The sequence below is a fragment of the Streptomyces sp. NPDC087422 genome, assembly GCF_044744145.1.
In the GTDB taxonomy this organism is placed as follows: domain Bacteria; phylum Actinomycetota; class Actinomycetes; order Streptomycetales; family Streptomycetaceae; genus Actinacidiphila.
Window position 1 is genome coordinate 719,124 of record NZ_JBIUXT010000001.1, and the last position, 18,199, is coordinate 737,322.

At 71.0% G+C, this 18,199-nt stretch carries 17 protein-coding genes; 5 read left to right on the forward strand and 12 right to left on the reverse strand.

The features are described 5' to 3' along the window. Nucleotides 1-30: 30 nt before the first annotated feature. Nucleotides 31-264 (reverse strand): FmdB family zinc ribbon protein, encoded by a 234-nt coding sequence (locus ACIO6U_RS03395; protein ID WP_391047336.1) that lies wholly within the window; start codon nt 262-264, stop codon nt 31-33. A gap of 235 nt (nt 265-499) precedes the next feature. Between ACIO6U_RS03395 and ACIO6U_RS03400 the strand changes: the two genes are divergently transcribed. Then, nucleotides 500-1,036 (forward strand): DUF4383 domain-containing protein, encoded by a 537-nt coding sequence (locus ACIO6U_RS03400; protein WP_355349968.1) that lies wholly within the window; start codon nt 500-502, stop codon nt 1,034-1,036. A 25-nt stretch (nt 1,037-1,061) separates the two neighbouring features. On the opposite strand, the gene ACIO6U_RS03405 is transcribed toward ACIO6U_RS03400, so the two are convergent. After that, a complete protein-coding gene (locus ACIO6U_RS03405; protein ID WP_355349965.1) occupies nt 1,062-1,721 on the reverse strand; it encodes an O-methyltransferase in 660 nt (219 codons plus the stop codon). 54 nt (nt 1,722-1,775) lie between these two features. Between ACIO6U_RS03405 and ACIO6U_RS03410 the strand changes: the two genes are divergently transcribed. Further along, entirely contained in the window at nt 1,776-2,402 is a 627-nt protein-coding gene (locus ACIO6U_RS03410) for a nucleoside/nucleotide kinase family protein (protein ID WP_401715232.1), read from the forward strand. A 275-nt stretch (nt 2,403-2,677) separates the two neighbouring features. Here ACIO6U_RS03410 and ACIO6U_RS03415 read toward each other — a convergent pair whose 3' ends face one another. The 3 genes from ACIO6U_RS03415 to ACIO6U_RS03425 form a co-directional block, all read right to left on the reverse strand. Next, a complete protein-coding gene (locus tag ACIO6U_RS03415; RefSeq protein ID WP_355349959.1) occupies nt 2,678-3,496 on the reverse strand; it encodes an HAD family hydrolase in 819 nt (272 codons plus the stop codon). After that, complete coding sequence (locus ACIO6U_RS03420; protein WP_401715234.1) at nt 3,493-6,096, reverse strand: phosphoribosyltransferase; 2,604 nt, start codon at nt 6,094-6,096, stop codon at nt 3,493-3,495. The genes ACIO6U_RS03415 and ACIO6U_RS03420 overlap by 4 nt, the downstream gene beginning before the upstream one ends. Before the next feature lie 111 nt (nt 6,097-6,207). Then, nucleotides 6,208-7,374, reverse strand: coding sequence for an HpcH/HpaI aldolase/citrate lyase family protein (locus tag ACIO6U_RS03425; RefSeq protein ID WP_355349953.1), 1,167 nt, complete (start codon nt 7,372-7,374; stop codon nt 6,208-6,210). Nucleotides 7,375-7,537: 163 nt separating this feature from the next. On the opposite strand from ACIO6U_RS03425, the gene ACIO6U_RS03430 reads away from it, so the two are divergent. After that, nucleotides 7,538-8,452, forward strand: coding sequence for a TerD family protein (locus ACIO6U_RS03430; RefSeq protein WP_355349950.1), 915 nt, complete (start codon nt 7,538-7,540; stop codon nt 8,450-8,452). A gap of 27 nt (nt 8,453-8,479) precedes the next feature. On the opposite strand, the gene ACIO6U_RS03435 is transcribed toward ACIO6U_RS03430, so the two are convergent. The 6 genes from ACIO6U_RS03435 to ACIO6U_RS03460 form a co-directional block, all read right to left on the reverse strand. Further along, on the reverse strand, nt 8,480-9,211 hold the full coding sequence (locus ACIO6U_RS03435; protein ID WP_391047344.1) for a Tellurium resistance: 732 nt from the start codon (nt 9,209-9,211) through the stop codon (nt 8,480-8,482). Between the two features lie 70 nt (nt 9,212-9,281). Beyond that, entirely contained in the window at nt 9,282-10,475 is a 1,194-nt protein-coding gene (locus tag ACIO6U_RS03440; RefSeq protein ID WP_401715237.1) for a DUF475 domain-containing protein, read from the reverse strand. A 55-nt stretch (nt 10,476-10,530) separates the two neighbouring features. After that, a complete protein-coding gene (locus tag ACIO6U_RS03445) occupies nt 10,531-11,106 on the reverse strand; it encodes a TerD family protein (protein WP_355349942.1) in 576 nt (191 codons plus the stop codon). A gap of 118 nt (nt 11,107-11,224) precedes the next feature. Next, nucleotides 11,225-11,800 carry a TerD family protein gene (locus tag ACIO6U_RS03450; protein ID WP_188285108.1) on the reverse strand — a complete coding sequence of 192 codons (576 nt, stop codon included), beginning with the start codon at nt 11,798-11,800 and terminating at the stop codon, nt 11,225-11,227. A gap of 108 nt (nt 11,801-11,908) precedes the next feature. Continuing rightward, entirely contained in the window at nt 11,909-12,391 is a 483-nt protein-coding gene (locus ACIO6U_RS03455; RefSeq protein ID WP_391047347.1) for a redoxin domain-containing protein, read from the reverse strand. Nucleotides 12,392-12,591: 200 nt separating this feature from the next. After that, a complete protein-coding gene (locus ACIO6U_RS03460; RefSeq protein WP_188285110.1) occupies nt 12,592-13,032 on the reverse strand; it encodes a DUF3052 domain-containing protein in 441 nt (146 codons plus the stop codon). 411 nt (nt 13,033-13,443) lie between these two features. Between ACIO6U_RS03460 and aceE the strand changes: the two genes are divergently transcribed. After that, complete coding sequence (gene aceE, locus ACIO6U_RS03465) at nt 13,444-16,191, forward strand: pyruvate dehydrogenase (acetyl-transferring), homodimeric type (RefSeq protein ID WP_355344828.1); 2,748 nt, start codon at nt 13,444-13,446, stop codon at nt 16,189-16,191. A gap of 120 nt (nt 16,192-16,311) precedes the next feature. Here the strand turns inward: aceE and ACIO6U_RS03470 are convergent, their stop codons facing one another. After that, nucleotides 16,312-16,578, reverse strand: a complete 267-nt coding sequence (locus ACIO6U_RS03470; protein ID WP_355344825.1) for a small hydrophobic protein — start codon at nt 16,576-16,578, stop codon at nt 16,312-16,314. 404 nt (nt 16,579-16,982) lie between these two features. On the opposite strand from ACIO6U_RS03470, the gene ACIO6U_RS03475 reads away from it, so the two are divergent. Continuing rightward, nucleotides 16,983-18,149, forward strand: coding sequence for an alpha/beta hydrolase (locus ACIO6U_RS03475; RefSeq protein ID WP_355344870.1), 1,167 nt, complete (start codon nt 16,983-16,985; stop codon nt 18,147-18,149). Nucleotides 18,150-18,199: the final 50 nt, after the last annotated feature.

Consider the following 18,199-nt stretch of genomic DNA (forward strand, 5'->3'; position numbering starts at 1 on the left):
GCCGCCCGTACTGACCCCCGTCCCGTCCGTTCAGCTACAGCAGCCGCCACCGCAGCATCCGCCGCCGCCGTTGCCGCTCGCCGGGGCGGGACCGGCCGACGACGAGGACGAGGACGACGAGGAGCCGACCGCGACCGTCGAGAGCAGCTTCACGGTGTCGTCGTGACCCTTGGGGCAGACGGTCGGGGCGTCCGACTGGGACATCGGGCGGCGCAGCTCGAAGGTGGAGCCACAGGTCTTGCAGCGGTACTCGTAGCGAGGCATGGGCCCAGGGTAGCGGGGACGCGGCCCGCGGAGGGCGTTCCTCCACAGGTCACCCCGGCGTCGCCAGCCGCGGGGAACGATGTGCCGGACTTCGCGCACTGCCGCCCGCTGCCGCAAGCCCCGCGCCGCCGGCCCGTGACCCGGGGTGACCCGCGCGGAGCGCCGGATTCCGGACCCCGGCCTATCCTGGAGGAGCAGCGGCCTCGATTCCCCTTCAGCGAAGGAGGCCGGTCATATGCGACTCGACGATCATCTGCCCGTGGACCACAAGCTGAGCCAGATGTACCGCTTCGGCGCCGGTCTGATGGGCCTGATCCTGGTCGTCTTCGGGATCCTCGGACTCCTCAACGGCGTGTCGTTCCTGTCCAAGGCGGGCGACCGGATCGCCGGGCTGAACTCCAACGGCGCGCTCAGCACGATCTCCATCGTCATCGGCGTGCTGCTCTTCGCCGGGATGGTGAAGGGCGGCAACTTCGCCTCGACCCTCAACATCGTCGTCGGCGTCGCCTTCCTGCTCAGCGGGTTCGTCAATCTCGCCCTGCTGGACACCGGCAGCAACCTTCTGGCGTTCAAGATGTCGAACGTGCTGTTCAGCTTCGCGGTCGGCGTGATGCTGATGTTCTTCGGCATGTACGGGCGGGTGACCGGCGGGCTGCCGCACGACAATCCGTACTGGCGCAAGCGCCACCCCCAGCAGGCAGCCCGCGAGGAGGAGGCCCGGGCGGCGGTGACCACCCGGCGGCCGCCTCCCCGCGGACTGCCGCAGCACTGACCCCGTGACGGTCCAGCCGGAGTGACTACTTCTTACGGGCCAGGGTCAGGCCGTCCGCGACGGTGAGCAGGACATCGTCCACCCGGTCGTCCGCGCGTACATGGTCGTTGAACGCGCGGATGGCCGCGGCGCCGCCGGTCGCGTCCTCGTCCACGACCTCGCCGTGGAAGAGCGTGTTGTCGACGACGAGCAGGCCGCCCGGGTTCATGCGCGGCACCAGCTCCTCCCAGTAGTCGGTGTAGGACCCCTTGTCGGCGTCCAGGAACACCAGGTCGATCCACTGGCCGCCGGGCAGCGCCTTGAGCGTGTCGATGGCCGGGGCGATCCGCAGGTCGACGCGGTCGGCGACGCCCGCCTTGGCCCAGGCGTCCTGGCCGACGGCGGTCCACTCCTCGGAGACGTCGCAGGCGATGAGCCTGCCGTCGGCGGGCAGGGCCTGGGCCATCGACAGGGTCGAGAAACCGGTGAAGGTGCCGACCTCCACGATCTGCTTGGCGCCGGTCAGGCGGACGAGGAAGGCCAGCAGCGGGCCCTGCTCCTCAGCGGTCTGGAGCCCGGCCACATCGGCGAGGCGGGCGTGCGTGGTCTCGACCAGTTCCCGCTGGACGGCGTCCAGCGGCGGGTTGTGCGCGAGGACGTATCCGTAGAGCTCGGGTGTGAGCTGCGGGTTCTTCGTTTCGGACAAGGGTCTTCTCCCTGGTGCGGCGCTCAGGACCCGTCCGGGCCCTAGGGTGACGGAATGCTCGTGGATGACGCGGTCGCCTTGGTCCCCAGCATTCCAGGCCGGAGGGCTCTGCTGGGGCTGGCGGGCGCCCCGGCCGCCGGGAAGTCGACTCTGGCGCGGCGGCTGGTGTCCGGGGTGAACGACCGGGTGGGCGCGGGGACGGCCGCGTATGTGCCGATGGACGGGTTCCATCTGTCCAACGCCCAGTTGGACCGGCTGAGGCTGCGGGACCGCAAGGGCGCGCCCGAGACGTTCGACGTGGACGGCTACGTCCACCTGCTGCGGCGGCTGCGCGGTGACCGTCAACACCCGGTTTACGCGCCCGACTTCGACCGGCGCCTGGACGAGCCGGTGGCCGCCGGGCTGGTCGTCGCGCCCGGTGTCCGGCTCGTCGTCACCGAGGGCAATTACCTCGCCGACGACGGTGCCGGGTGGGAGCAGGTCCGTGACCTGCTGGACGAGCTCTGGTACGTCGACGCGCCGCGTCAGCTGCGTGAGCGGCGGCTGCTGCGACGGCACGTGCGCGGGGGGCGCAGCGAGCTTGAGGCCCGGGCCTTTATCGCTGCGAGCGAGCGGCCCAACGCGCGACGCGTAGAGCGCTCCCGCGCCTATTGCACCCGGGTGGTGGCCCCGGGGCACTGACCCCGGGCCCCGGAGCGGTTCCTCTCCGCCGGGGCGCCGGCCACGCGCTTTTTTGGGGGCGCGGGGAACTGCGCGGCCCGCCCCCACCGGGCTGTCAGCCCGAGAACAGACAGCGTCTGCCCCGCTGGGGCCGGTTTTCAAGGCGCGCCACCGTCGGTGGCTGGTCGCGCAGTTCCCCGCGCCCCTAAAAACAGGACCTGCGCGACCGCAGCGCACCTGCTGCGTGCCCCTGAAAACAGGGCCCTGGGGCAGGCTGGCCCTGCGCGGGGGCGGCGTTAGAGGGCGTTGCGCATCCGCAGGATGATCTCTTCGCCGGCGGCGACGCCGACCGTGGCGAGGCCGGTGACGTGGGGGGCGGTCCAGCCGGAGTCGGCCAGCTCGCCGTGGCCGGGGCGCCAGCCCTCATCGGCGGCGAGGAGCAGATCGGCGTCGAGGAGGGAGTCGCCGGCGGCGAGGACGCGGTCGGCGCCGGTGCGGCGGACGACCTCGGCGAGGGCGGCGGACTTGCTGAGCGGCAGCGGCACGGCGTAGATCTTGCGGCCCTGGAGGGAGACGGTCCAGCCGCGGGGTTCGGCCCAGGCGGCGAGTTCCTTGACCCAGCCGGCGGGGAGGCGCTCGCGGTCGACCACGAGGTAGGCGAAGAGGTCTTCCGCGATGCGCTCCTTGCGCAGCCACGCGGGGTCGGCGGTGGCGGCGAGGTGGGCGCGTACCTCGTCCAGCGGCGCGGAGCCGTCGGCGAGACGGCGGCGGATCTCGGCGTTCCAGTCATGGTCGGTGCGGCCGTCGACCAGGAGGTGGCCGCCGTTGGCGCAGATGGCGTACCGCGGCTGGGGTCCCGGCAGGCTGATCCGGCGGTACTGCTTGCGGGTGCGGGTGGTGGAGGGCACGAACTGCCCGGCCTCCGCGGCGAGTCGCACCAGCAGCGCGGCGGCGGTCTCGGTCATGTAGGACAGCGGCTTGGCCTCGTGCACCTCGACGCAGAGCAGGCGCGGCGCGTGCTCGTCGGCCATGGTGAGGGCGAGCGCCGCCGTGGAGTAGATCAGGGTGCGGTCGAGGTCGCTGGCGACCAGCGTGCGGTTCTGACGGGTACTCACTTCGCGTCCACCGCCTTGCCGTCGGTCCCGGTGGCCCCTCGGGTGTAGCGGGGGTGGATGAGACCCACGCAGGAGTACGGCAGTCCGTCCACCTCCTCGACCGGTACGCCGCGCTGTGCGGCCAGCAGGCGGACGTGGTCGAGGTCGGCGCCGACGCCGCGCTGGGCGAGGATCTTCCAGGGCACCCGGCGCAGCAGCACGCGGGTGGTCTCGCCGACGCCGGGCTTGACGAGGTTCACGTCGCCGATGCCGTACTCCTCGCTGATCCGCTCGACCGCGGCCCAGCCCGCCCAGGTGGGTGAACGGTCGGCGGAGCGCAGCGACTTGACGTCCTCGGCGACGGCGTCGCCGACCCGGTCGAAGGCGGCGGTGACGGTGTCGAGGAAGAGCCCGGAGACGTCGGCGCCCGCCAGCTCGCGGTAGAACTTCGCGCCGTGGTAGTCGTCGGGCCCGGTCAGGTCGGCGCGCAGCACGGTGCGCGAAATGAGGCCGGAGACCGTGGAGTTGAGGCACGCGGAGGGGATCAGGAAGTCGTCACGGGTGCCGTAGGTGGACACGCAGCCGCCGGGGTCGGCGAGCACCGCGATGTCCGGGTCGAAGACGCCTTCGCCGTCGAAGTCCTTGACGGCTTCGGCCAGTTCGCGGGTGATGGCGCCCTTGCCCGTCCAGCCGTCGACGAACACGGCGTTCGCCGCGTCGTGGTGGGCGGCCAGCCAGCTCAGCGCGTTGCGGTCGATGCCCCGGCCGCGGACGATGGAGACGGCGTAGTGCGGCAGGTCCAGGCCGTGCGCGTGCCGTGCCCAGCGGCGCATCAGCACGCCGACCGGGGTGCCCGCGCGGGCCAGCGAGACCAGGACGGCGTCCGGGCCGCGCTCGGCGAGCACGAGTTCGGTGACGGCGCCGACCGCGCGCGCGATGCGTTCGGCGGAGCCGTCGAGGGCGGCCTTGAACAGGTCCTGGTAGGCGGCGCTCGGCTGGTACTCGACGGGCAGCGACTCGGCGTAGTGCGCGCCGCCGCTCTGGATGGCCTCCTCGCGCTCCTCGGTCGGCGCTTCCAGCTCGACCTCCGACAGGTCCTTGAGCAGCCAGCCGACCTCGTCCGCCGCGTACGACGAGAAGGCGGGGCCGCGCAGGGGCTCGGGCAGCGGTCGGGCGGTGGCGCTCACAGGGGCGGGGCTCATCGGGGCGGCGTGTCCGTTCGGTCGGGGACGGGACTCGGTTCCGGCGGTGAGCCGGGACCGCAACCGGGCGTGCAGCCGGGGCCGCGGCCGGTAGGTGGGGACGACGGCGACCAGTACGCGGTCGGTGTGCGCGGCGAGCTGGGCGATCAGGCCGCCGGGCCCGTACAGCTCGGGGGTCTCGCCCGCGGAGTCGATGACGCAGACGACCGCGTCGAAGCCCGCGCCCGCCACGTTGTACGCGTACCGGTCGCCGGGGCCGTCGCTGGGCTCGTCGTGGGCGGGGAACACGATCCGGCTGCGGATGGCGTAGCCGGGGTCGTCGACGGCCAGCACCGGCGAGCGGGTGGTGGTGGAGTAGCGCACATCGAGAGCGCTGCCAGGGGCCGCCTGCGAGCCCCCAAGGCCCGCGTCCGCTGCGGCGGTGTGCCGCCCCAGGCCCTCAAGGCCGGCGTCCGCTGCGGCGGTGTGCCGTCGCAGCGCCTCCGCCAGCCGCAGCGGGGCGTACATCAGCTCCTCGTTGCCGAGGACGAGGACGCGGCGGGCGCCGGGCGGGAGCGCGGCGGCCAGCCGCTGTCCCATCGCGGGCAGCGCGGCCTCCAGGGCGGCGCGGTGCTCGGGCAGGAAGCCGTGCCTGCCGCCGTCCGGCACCCCGGCCGGCCAGTCCAGCTCGACGTGCGTGAGGTCGTAGTAGTCGGCGGGCGCGGGCGGCGGCGTCTCGTGGGCGGCCACCAGGGCCTGTCCGCGCTCCAGCACGCCCTCGGGGAGCGTGACGGCCCCCGCGACCAGGGCGACGACGTCCACGCGGGCGCCGAGTTCCGCCGCGAAGTCCTCCAGCCGCGCCTGGTCGGCGGCGGACCGCATGTCGGTCAGGGCGACCACCACATACCGCTCGCGCGGGTGGCGTCCGTGCAGGTCACGGATGGTGTTGAGGATGGTCTGGCCGGTGGAGAACTCGTCGTCGACCAGGACCAGCGGGCCGCTGCCCGCCAGCAGCGCCGGGTCCTCGGGGAGCAGCAGGTGCCCGGTGGCGTGGCTGTGCTCCTCCTGGAAGCCGCCGCCCGCCGCGACGCCCGCGACCTCGCGCCGGGTGGAGTGCAGGTACGGCACACCGCCGACGCCGTCGGCGACGCAGTGGCCGAGTCCCGTCGCGGTCTCGGCGTAGCCGAGGACCACGGCGTCGGCGACCGCGTCCGGGCCGAGCAGGTCGCGGACCCGCTCGCCGAGCGCGTACGCGGAGCCGTAGACCGCGCGCGGGTCCTGCGGGACGTGCTTGCCGAGGATGTTGGAGACCAGCAGGTGGGCGCGCTTGGGGTTGCGGCGCAGCGCGAGGCCGAGCACTCCGTGCAGGCCCTCGCCCACCAGGCCGATGCCCAGCCGGTCCGCGACCCACTGGCCCGGCCAGGGCGTGTGCGTTGCCATGCGGTGCTTCTCTTCCGTTCGGTGCGAGCGCGGCGCGGGGGCCGTGCTCAGGGCTGGGCGCGGCGCCTGGCCGTGCTCAGGACTGCGCTGGAGGCTGTTCCGGGACCGCGCTCAGGACTGCGGCAGGCTCGCCGCGAGCAGTTCCACGAAGCCGATGTCCTCCTGGGCGACGCCGAAAACCTCGGCGCGGCGCATGGTGCGCTCCGCCCAGGCGCGGTGCGGCTTCACCTCGTTCATCTTGTTGGTGTACGCGGACCGCATGACGCCGCCGCCGGAGCGGTCCTCGTCGAGTATGTCGGCCGCGTCGCAGAACTCCTCGTGCGTGACGACGCTCAGCGCGTGCACGACGGGCACGTGGGTGGGGTGGATGCAGGTCTTGCCCTGGAGGCCGTTGGCGCGGTCCAGCTCGATCTCGCGGAGCAGTCCGTCCATGTCGCGCTCGATGAGGGTGTCGCGCAGGTCCTCGGCCTCGGGGGTGAAGGGGCTGCGGCGCAGTTGCGGCTTGAACATCCGCTCGTGGTGCCTGAAGTACTCCCAGACCGGTCCCGTCACGGTGAAGCCGCTGCCGTCGGCGCGGCCGAGGACGTTGACCACGTCGGCGATCACCGAGGCGACGATCTGCACGTCGTAGGCGGTCATCGCGGGAGCGCGGCGCAGACCGTAGGAGGAGCAGAAGTCGGTGACGCCCAGGCGCAGGGCGAGCACCCGCTCGCGGTATTTGTCGACCGTCCTGGATATCCCGTAGAGCGTCTCGACCCGGCTCTCCAGGTGCAGGAGCTGCGGGGACTCCAGTACGGGCATGGCGAAAAGGCGCCGCCCGCTGGCGGCCTCCGCGTGCGCCATGGCCTCCAGGAAGGGGACGCCGGTCTCCTCGGTGAACTTGGGCAGCACGAATCCGGACAGCAGTTCCACGGTGCCGCCGAGCCGTGTCACCAGGTCGGTGATCTGCGCGGGCGTGCGGACCCGGATGAACAGCAGCGGAAGGGCCGCCTCCGGCCGGGTCGCGAGATCGGCGAACTGCCGGACGAGATTGGCCTCACCTGCGACGACGTCGCGGTCGTCGATGGAGTCCTCCAGGCACAGGACCATCGACACCACACCCCGGGCGGCCTGCTTCACCACGTCGTCCGCGAGCTGCGGGCGGGTGGCGGGGCTGTAGAGGGTGGCGCCGAGGGCGACCGCGAGCATGCGTGCGGGCGAGTCGGCAGTGAACTCCTGCGGCTCGCGGTGAAACAGTTCGCTCCTGGCTTCAGGAGCGAGGTGCCCGAAGTGTCGCATACGCCCCATTTCGAGGTAGTGAGCCCGATGATATCTGGCCGATTATCGTACGTGCGAGCATGGGGTAGAGGTTCCCTCCACACGTGAAAAACAGGTAACCGCGGCGGGTCCACCGCGTGACCGTCCCGCCCGGCGTTGTGGCGCACGCCACGGGGAGGGCAGGATGACCGGTATGACGCACGTGATGGTGAAGGGCTCGAACACCCCACTGGACGCCCCCGGAATCCGGGCGGTACTGCGCTGGACCCCGGCGTCCGGTTCCCCCGATGTTGACGCCTCCGTGCTGCTGCTCGGTTCCAACGGCAAGGTCCGTTCCGACGCCGACTTCGTCTTCTACAACGAACCGCGCCACCCCTCGGGGCTCGCCCGTCACCTGCCCAAGAAACGCGTCTCCGGCAGCCTGACCGACACCGTCGAGGTCGACCTGGCCGCCCTCGGCTCCGACGTGGACCGCGTCGTGATCGTCGCCTCCTGCGACGGCGGCCCCTTCGCGCAGGTCCAGGACCTGTGCGTGCTCCTCTACGACACCACGGGGCCGCAGCACGCGCCCGTCATCACCTTCGAGGTGCGCCCCGACACCGGCTACGAGACCGCCCTGAACTGCGGCGAGATCTACCGCAAGGACGGCGGCTGGAAATTCCGCGCCCTGGGCCAGGGGTACGACACCGGTCTGGTCGGCGTGGCCACCGAATTCGGCATCGCGGTGGACGACGTCGAGGGCGGCGACTCCGACCGTACCGCCGTACCGGCCACGACCGCGCCGCCCACCGTCTCCCCGGCGGCGCCGCCCACGGCCGGGCCGGTGTCCCAGCAGACCGCGCCGTACGCCCAGGAGCCGGAGCCCGCGCCCACCAGTGCGTACGGATACCCGCTCCAGGCTCCCTCGCCCGGCCACGTGCCCGCACAGCCCGCCTACGGCTACCCGCAGCCCGTGGCGGCCACCACGGCCCCTGCGGTCCACCAGCAGCCGCAGCAGGGCTACCCGGCGTACGGCTACCCGCAGCCGGTGGCCGCCGCCGCCAACGACGGCGGCTTCCAACTGCCGCCGCAGGGACCTCAGTTCCAGTCGGGCAGCTGACCCGCGCGGACAGCCCGCCGGACGCGGTCAGACCTTGGACTTGTAGCCGCGGCCCCACTGGAGGCCCCAGCCGTAGAGCCGGTCGATCTCGGCCTGGAAGCCGTAGACGTACCTGACCTCGCGGCGCACCACCAGCTCGCCCTTGCGGTTCTCGATCAGCACGACGGCGCACGAACGGGCCTGCGGCTCCCGCTCGTTGAGCGGGATCTCGATGCGCGGGCCCGAGGTCGGGAAGATCTCGACCTTCGCGTGCGTGCGGTCGAAGGCGGGCGTGCCGTCGTAGATGTAGACGAAGACCAGCAGCCGCCGGAATTCGTCCCGCTTGTCGAAGTTGATGTACAGCGTCTCGCCCGAGGTGCCGCCGAACCGGTCGTCGCCGCTCATCTGGATGTACGGCGGCGCGTCCAGGTCGCCCAGCAGATTGCCGAGCGGCTGGACAACTCCCTTGCTCCCGTCGGCCAGTTCGTACATGCAGGCCAGGTCGAGGTCGACATTGACCATGGCGGGTCCGGCCGCCTGCACCACGCGCGGTTTGAAGACGTCGAGCTGGCGGCGGAAGAACCCGCCGTTGGAGGTGGCCCAGCCACCGGTGTCGGATGTCCGCATCGACCACGAGAGGTTGACCCGGAGGTTGCCGACGGCCGCTCCCTGCTTGGTCAGCGACACCATCGGGTGCCGCTTGGTGAGTTCCACGGTGTGCGCGTTCGCGACGTCGAACTGCTGCCCGCCGCTCGGCCGCAGAAAACTCCACCAGGCCATCTGCCCTCGCCCTCCCCTGACATGAGGCTGCCCCCGCCGGACGGCGGGGGCAGCGCTGGCGCGACCGGGGTCAGACCCCGCTCGCGACTTCCGCCTTGTCGTCGTCCTTGTCACCGTCCGGTTGCCCGGAGTCTTCCCCGAGTCGGCGGTTGCGTACCACCGAGGACCAGTACGAAGCGGCGATCAGCACCACGCCGACCAGACCGGTGATGACCTCGCTGACGTCGTACTTGATCGTGACGAGCAGGATGACGGCCAGCGCGCCGATCGCGTAGTGCGCGCCGTGCTCCAGGTAGACGTAGTCGTCCAGGGTGCCCTTGCGGACCAGGAAGACGGTCAGCGACCTGATGTACATCGCGCCGATGCCGAGACCCAGCGCGATCTCGAAGATGTCGTTGCTGACCGCGAAGGCGCCGACGACACCGTCGAAGGAGAAGGACGCGTCGATGACTTCGAGGTAGAGGAACATGAAGAACGCGGCCTTGCCCGCCAGGCCCGCGACCTGTCCGGTGCTGACGCCGTTGCCGCTCTTCGCCGCGACGGGCTCCGCTCCGCCCGCTTCCGCGCCGTCCTCGTCGTCCGCGCCGTCCTCGTCGTCGTCCTCCAGCCGCTCCTCGAAGAAGCTGGAGACACCGCCGACGATGAGATACGTGAGCAGGCCGCCGACGCCCGCCAGCAGCACCGTCTCGCCCTTGTCGATGGTGCCGTGACCGCCGTGCAGCGGGACGCCGGTGGCGACGGTGGTGGCGGCGACGAGCAGCGCGACCAGCGCGACCACGACGGAGAGCATGTCCAGCTTGCCGACCTTGGCCAGCGGCTTCTCCAGCCAGCCCAGCCAGGTGATCTCCCGCTCCTCGAAGATGAAGTCGAGGAAGATCATCAGCAGGAACATGCCGCCGAAGGCGGCGATCGCCGGGTGCGCGCCGGTGACCAGCGCCTCGTAGCGGTCGTGGTCGTTGATCGCGACCCTGACCGCTTCCCACGGACTGAGCTTGGCCGTGATGGCGACGATGATGATCGGGAAGACGAGCCTCATGCCGAAGACGGCGATCAGCACGCCGATGGTGAGGAACATCTTCTGCCAGAAGGCATTCATCTTGCGGAGGATGCCCGCGTTGATCACCGCGTTGTCGAACGAGAGTGAGATCTCGAGGACCGACAGGATCGCGACAATGGCCAGGCCCTTCCAGCCCCAGAGGACGCCGGCCAGGGCGAGGCCGGCGGCAGTGATGCCGAACGACCAGCCGAATGTTCTGAGGAGCACGAGCTACCTACCTATTTCCCTGATGATCACGAGGACCCCCGCGAGGTACGCGGCTTTACGAAACGTTGACCCCGAAGTCTAGGGCGATGCCGCGCAGTCCGGAGGCGTACCCCTGACCTACCGCACGGAACTTCCACTCGCCGCTGTAGCGGTAGAGCTCGCCGAAGATCATCGCGGTCTCGGTCGAGGCGTCCTCGGTCAGGTCGTAACGGGCCAGTTCGGCGCCGTCCGCCTGGTTGAGCACCCGGATGTACGCGTTGCTGACCTGGCCGAAGGTCTGGGAACGGGCGTCGGCGTCGTAGATCGAGACCGGGAAGACGATCTTGTCGACGCGCTCGGGGACGAGGCTCAGGTCCACCAGGATCGTCTCGTCGTCACCGCCGGTGCCGCCGACCAGTTCGTCGCCGGTGTGCTCGACGGAACCCTCCGGGCTCTTGAGATTGTTGTAGAAGACGAAGAACTCGTCTCCCAGGACCCGGCCGTTGCCGCAGAGCAGCGCGCTGGCGTCCAGGTCGAAGTCGGCTCCGGTGGTCGAGCGGGAACTCCAGCCGAGACCGATCTGCACCTTGGTGAGATTCGGCGCGGCCTTGGAGAGGGAGACATTGCCTCCCTTGGCGAGCGTGACGCCCATCGTGTTTCGTTCCTCCCCGTCGCAGGGTGTGCTGGGTGGGTCCTGGGTGCTGGGTGGGCCCTGGGTCCTGGGTCCGCCAGGGACGGGCGGCGCCCGGTGGCCGGGCGCCGCACCGCGATCAGACGTTGACGCCGAAGTCCTGGGCGATGCCGCGCAGTCCCGAGGCGTACCCCTGGCCGATGGCGCGGAACTTCCACTCCGCGCCGTGCCGGTACAGCTCGCCGAAGACCATGGCGGTCTCGGTGGAGGCGTCCTCGGTCAGGTCGTAGCGGGCCAGCTCGCGCTGGTCCGCCGCGTTGAGCACCCGGATGTAGGCGTTGCGCACCTGGCCGAAGCTCTGCTGGCGGCTCTCGGCCTCGTAGATGGAGACGGGGAAGACGATCTTCGCGACATCGGCCGGGACACCGGCCAGATTCACGTTGATGACCTCGTCGTCGCCCTCGCCCTCACCGGTGAGGTTGTCACCGGTGTGCACCACGGAGCCGTCGGGGCTGGTGAGGTTGTTGAAGAAGACGAAGTGCGCGTCGGAGAGCACCTTGCCCTGGTCGCTGGTGAGCAGCGCGCTCGCGTCGAGGTCGAAGTCGTTGCCGGTGGTGGTGCGGGCGTCCCAGCCCAGACCGACGACGACGGCCGTGAGATTCGGCGCCTCCTTGGTCAGCGAGACGTTGCCACCCTTGCTGAGGCTGACTCCCACGAGTCCTCCCAAATCGGTTCGTGCGTGCTGTGTGCGTGGCGTACGCGTGCACAGATCCTGCGCTGGTGCCGGATCAACGTGCCGAGCTTAGTGACGGGTTCCCGAGGTCTACAGCGATTCGAGCGCCTTTGCGTAGTCGTGAAGATCGCGGGCGTCCGGCAGCCCGTTGACGACGGTCCAGCGCACGGTGCCCTCCTTGTCGATGACGAAGGTGCCGCGCAGGGCGCAGCCCTTGTCCTCGGCGAAGACGCCGTAGGCGCGGGAGACCGCGCCGTGCGGCCAGAAGTCGGACAGCAGCGGGTAGTCCAGGCCCTCCTGGTCGGCGAAGACCCGCAGCGAGTGCATCGAGTCGCAGGAGACGGCGAGCAGTTGCACGTCCGCGTTCTGGAACGCGGGCAGCTCGTCGCGCAGCGCGCACAGCTCGCCGGTGCACACGCCGGTGAAGGCGAAGGGGTAGAAGAGCAGCACGACGTTCTTCCGGCCGCGGAAGTCGGCCAGGCGCACGGTACGGCCGTGCTGGTCGGGCAGGGCGAAGTCGGGTGCCGGGGCGCCGACCGCGGGGATCTCGTGGGCTGCGCTGATCTCGCTCATCGCGCGGGCGTCCCTTCTCGGGGGAGGCGCGGGACCCGGCGCGGCCGTCGCGACCGCCGCAGGGCCGCGACACAGGGTGGGCCAAGCGCGCGGTTCCCCGCTCCCCCGAGGGGGCGCGGGGAACCGCGCGGCCAGCGTGTGACGGGCGACGGACGGCCGCGGGGCGCAACCCCTGCGGCGGGCCGCCGGTGCCGGGAAAGCTACCGCTTCCCCGCGCGGGCCGTCTTGGGTGTCACGAGACGGCTGCCGGTCCAGTCCTTGGCGGCGTTGACGCTGCTGGTCTGGGCGAGGCCCGCGGTCTGCGCGGCCTCTCCGATCTCGCTGGGCTCGACGTGGCCGTCACGCCCGGTCTTCGGGGTCATGAGCCAGATCGGGGCGCCGGGGTCGACCGTCGACGTGGCGTCGACGAGTGCGTCGGTGAGGTCGCCGTCGTCCTCGCGGAACCACAGCAGGACGGCGTCGGGCACGTCGTCGTACTCCTCATCGGCGAGCTCCTCGCCCGTGAGCTCCTCGATACCCTCTCGAAGCTCCTGGTCGCAATCCTCGTCGTACCCGAGCTCCTGGACCACCTGTCCGGGCTCGAAACCAAGCCGGCTCGCCGGGTTGGTCCGCTCCTCCGCGTGGTCCGCGGTCGCGCTCACGCTTTGCCTCCTGTCATGGGGAAAATCTGCCCGCGCCTGTGCGGGTTATTGGCGGTAGTCCACACGGGCTGGGCGGATCGCGCAAGTACCCGGCGTACGAGACCGTCGAAACGGTGACGATTCGACCGTGTCACCGCAACCCGCACACTCAATGGTGACGCACATCACGGCGGTTTGCCGGTGTTGTGCGTGATTGGAGCCGCGAGTCGGTCGTACGAGCGACTGGGCGTAGAGTTCAGGTTTGGCCTCCCCCAACCTCAGGCCGGGAGGCTCCCGGCCGACCACCGGCCCTGGGGCCGCGCGGCTCATGAGCTGCGGTTACCGCTCGGTAGAGATGACGTATCGAACGACGCGGTACACGATGGAGGCGGCGCGACCCAGCAGAGCTCCACCTAGCAGCGAAGGAACAGCGTGGCTTCCGGATCCGATCGCAACCCGATCATCATTGGCGGCCTTCCCAGCCAGGTCCCGGATTTCGATCCCGAGGAGACGGCGGAATGGCTCGACTCGCTCGATGCGGCCATCGACGAGCGCGGCCGTGAGCGGGCCCGCTATCTGATGCTCCGCCTCATCGAGCGCGCGCGCGAGAAGCGCGTCGCGGTGCCCGAGATGCGCAGCACCGACTACGTGAACACCATCGCCACCAAGGACGAGCCGTTCTTCCCGGGCAACGAGGAGATCGAGCGCAAGATCCTCAACGCCACCCGGTGGAACGCGGCGGTCATGGTCTCCCGCGCCCAGCGTCCCGGGATCGGCGTCGGCGGCCACATCGCCACCTTCGCCTCCTCCGCCTCGCTCTACGACGTGGGCTTCAACCACTTCTTCCGCGGCAAGGACGACGGCCTCGGCGGCGACCAGATCTTCTTCCAGGGCCACGCCTCCCCCGGCATCTACGCCCGCGCCTTCCTGCTCGACCGGTTGAGCGAGGCGCAGCTCGACGCCTTCCGCCAGGAGAAGTCGAAGGCGCCGAACGGCCTTTCCAGCTACCCGCACCCGCGGCTGATGCCGGACTTCTGGGAGTTCCCGACCGTCTCGATGGGCCTCGGCCCGCTGGGCGCGATCTACCAGGCCCGGATGAACCGCTACATGGAGGCGCGCGGCATCGCTGACACCTCCACGTCGCACGTGTGGGCGTTCCTCGGCGACGGCGAGATGGACGAGCCGGAGTCGCTCGGCCAGCTCTCGATCGCCGCCCGCGAGGGCCTGGACAACCTGACCTTCGTCGTCAACTGCAACCTCCAGCGCCTCGACGGCCCGGTGCGCGGCAACGGCAAGATCATCCAGGAGCTGGAGTCGCAGTTCCGCGGCGCCGGCTGGAACGTCATCAAGCTGATCTGGGACCGCTCCTGGGACCCGCTGCTGGCCCAGGACCGCGACGGTCTGCTGGTCAACAAGATGAACACCACCCCGGACGGCCAGTTCCAGACGTACGCGACCGAGACCGGTTCGTACATCCGTGAGCACTTCTTCGGCGACGACCAGCGGCTGCGCAAGATGGTCGAAGGCATGTCCGACGAGCAGATCCTGCACCTCGGGCGCGGCGGCCACGACCACCGCAAGGTCTTCGCGGCCTACACGGCGGCCAAGGAGCACAAGGGCCAGCCGACGGTGATCCTCGCGCAGACCATCAAGGGCTGGACGCTGGGTCCGAACTTCGAGGGCCGCAACGCGACGCACCAGATGAAGAAGCTGACGGTCGACGACCTCAAGCGCTTCCGCGACCGGCTGCACCTGCCGATCACCGACCAGCGGCTCGACGAGGGCTACCCGCCGTACTACCACCCCGGCCGGGACTCCGAAGAGATCCAGTACATGCACGACCACCGCAAGGCGTGCGGCGGTTACGTGCCCACGCGCGTGGTGCGGGCCAAGCCGCTGCCGCTGCCGCCGGAGAAGACGTACGCGACCGCGAAGAAGGGCTCGGGCCAGCAGTCGATCGCCACCACCATGGCGTTCGTCCGCGTCCTGAAGGACCTGATGCGGGACAAGGAGATCGGCAAGCGCTTCGTGCTGATCGCCCCCGACGAGTACCGCACCTTCGGCATGGACGCGTTCTTCCCGAGCGCGAAGATCTACAACCCGATGGGTCAGCAGTACGAGTCGGTCGACCGCGAGCTGCTGCTGGCGTACAAGGAGTCGCCGACCGGGCAGATGCTGCACGACGGCATCTCCGAGGCGGGCTGTACGGCGTCGCTGATCGCGGCGGGCTCGGCGTACGCCACGCACGGCGAGCCGCTGATCCCGGTCTACGTCTTCTACTCGATGTTCGGGTTCCAGCGCACCGGCGACCAGTTCTGGCAGATGGCCGACCAGCTCTCGCGCGGCTTCGTGCTGGGCGCGACCGCGGGCCGCACCACGCTGACCGGTGAGGGCCTCCAGCACGCGGACGGCCACTCGCAGCTCCTGGCCTCCACCAACCCCGGCTGCGTCGCGTACGACCCCGCCTTCGGCTACGAGATCGCGCACATCGTGCAGGACGGTCTGCGCCGGATGTACGGCGAGACCGCGGACGGCAAGCCGGGCGAGGACGTCTTCTACTACCTCACCGTCTACAACGAGCCGATCCAGCACCCGGCCGAGCCCGCGGACGTCGACGTGGACGGCATCCTCAAGGGCATCTACCGCTTCAAGACCGGCGAGGCCGGTACGATCCCCGCGCAGATCATGGCGTCGGGTGTGGCGGTGCCGTGGGCGGTCGAGGCGCAGCGCATCCTCGCCGAGGACTGGAACGTACGGGCCGACGTATGGTCCGCGACGTCCTGGAACGAGCTGCGGCGCGAGGCCGTCGCGATCGAGGAGCACAATCTGCTGCACCCGGAGGAGGAGCAGCGCGTGCCGTACGTGACGCGCAAGCTGTCCGGGGCCGAGGGGCCGTTCGTGGCCGTCTCGGACTGGATGCGGGCGGTGCCCGACCAGATCTCGCGCTGGGTGCCCGGCACGTACTCCTCGCTGGGCGCGGACGGCTTCGGCTTCGCGGACACCCGTGGCGCGGCCCGTCGCTTCTTCCACATCGACGCGCAGTCGGTGGTCCTGGCGGTCCTCACCGAGCTGGCCCGCGACGGCAAGGTCGACCGGTCCGTGCTGAAGCAGGCCGTCGACCGCTACCAGCTCCTGGACGTGGCCTCGGCCGACCCGGGCGCGGCGGGCGGCGACGCGTAGTTCGGCTCCGCCTCGGGTTCGCCCGGGCTCCGCGCGACAACGGCCTCCGGGCCGAGAGGGCTCTCCCTCTCGGCCCGGAGGCCGTTCGTACGCCCGCGCGGCGCGGGCGGGGCTACTGGGCTACTGGGCTACGTAGAGCAGCGCGATGAGTGTGTCGAGCGCGCCGAGGAACAGCGCGATCAGGGCCAGCAGGGGTTTGCGGCCGCTCCAGCGGCGGCCCATCGCGAGCCAGCCGCAGACGACCGCCACGGGGCCGAACACGATGCCCAGGACGAAGAAGCCCACGACCGCGCTGATGACTCCGATGATGCCGAGCCTGCCGCCGGTGCGCTCCACTTCGACTCGGGTGCCGCGGGAGCGTTCGGTCGTGGCGAAACGTCGAGCCATGGTTCCCTCCTCGGGGTCCCGTCCTCGGGTCCTGCCGGTTCGATTGCCCGCTGCGGGCACCGCTATGCCGCGCGGAGGCCGTCTACCGGCCGCGTATCGCCTTGTGAGTGCCTTCCGGCGGGAGGCGGGCACCGGGGGGTGCGTCCGACTGGCGGCAGCCGCGTAACCTCCGGTCAGATCATTCCGTTTCCAAACGTGATCTGACTCACCCTTGACCCGGCCACCCGTCCGGGTCTTCTACGCTGGACCGCGGAGCCGCGCCCAGGGACGCCGTTGTCCGCACGTACTGCCCCACAGCACCTGACGCCCCACCTCCCGCCCCCATATCCCCGCCGCCCGGTTGAACCCGGGACGAATCCGCGAGGCATCTGCGAGTGAGCCTTCTCGAAGCGCGACTGAGCCCCATGTCGATCCGCGCCCTGCTGGCCCTGTCGGTCGTCTTCATCATGCTGGCGACCACCGGCTGGACGGCGCTGCGCCCCGGCGGGGCCGGTGACCCGCGGGCCGCCGCCCTGTCGTCCTGGCGGCACGGCACCATCGCCTCGCACAAGCTGCCGGACCCCGACAGCGGCGCCCGGACGATCGCGCGCTTCTTCGCGTCGCTCACCGGCGGCCAGCGGCTCGCGCTCACCGAGCGGTACCCGCTGATCGTCGGCAATCTCAACGGGGCGCCGCTCACCTTGCGCTACCGGGCCAACCACGCGGCCATCGAGCAGGCCCGCACCGCGGAGACCGCGCGCTCGCACAGCGACCAATTCACCGTGGCGGGCCGGATCGACGCGGCGCGGCGGGCCGCGCGCTACACCTCGCTGCTCAGCGGCCACCGGCAGATCCTCTCCTTCGACCCGACGGGCTCCGGCCGGGTCGCGGAGGTCTTCGGCGACCTGAAGGCCGCCAAGCGGGTCTCCGTCGTCGTCCCCGGCGTCGACACCAACCTGCTCACGTTCGAGCGCGCCACCAAGTCGTACGCGGCCCCGGTCGGCATGGCGACGGCGCTGTACGACGCGGAGCGCGCCGCCGACCCCGGCGTGCGGACGGCCGTGATCGCGTGGGCGGACTACACCACGCCGACGGGGCTCGGCCTGGACGCCTCGACGGGCAACATGGCCGAGCGCGGCGCCACCCGATTGAACGCGCTGCTCAGCGCCTTGCCGCAGCACGCCGAGGTGTCGCTCTTCTGCCACTCCTACGGCTCGGTGCTGTGCGGGGTGGCCGCCCCCGACCTGCCGGGCCGCTCGGTCTCCGACATCACGGTCTTCGGCAGTCCCGGCATGCGCGTGCAGCGCGCCTCGCAGCTCCACACGTCGGCGCACGTGTGGGCGGCGCGGGACAGCTCCGACTGGATCAGCGATGTGCCGCACCTGGAGATCGCCGGGCTCGGCCACGGCGCCGACCCGGTCAACGACTCCTTCGGCGCCCGGGTGATCAGCGCCGCCGGAGCCAGCGGGCACCCCGGCTACTTCGCGCCCGGCACCACCAGCCTGGCCAACTTCACGCAGATCGCCCTGGGCAACTACGCGGCGGTCGCCTGTCAGGACGCGGACGAGGGCTGCACCTCGGGGCTCGCCTGAGGGCCGGGCCGGGCCTCGGCCCGTCCGGGGGCGGGCTGCGGGGGCGGGCT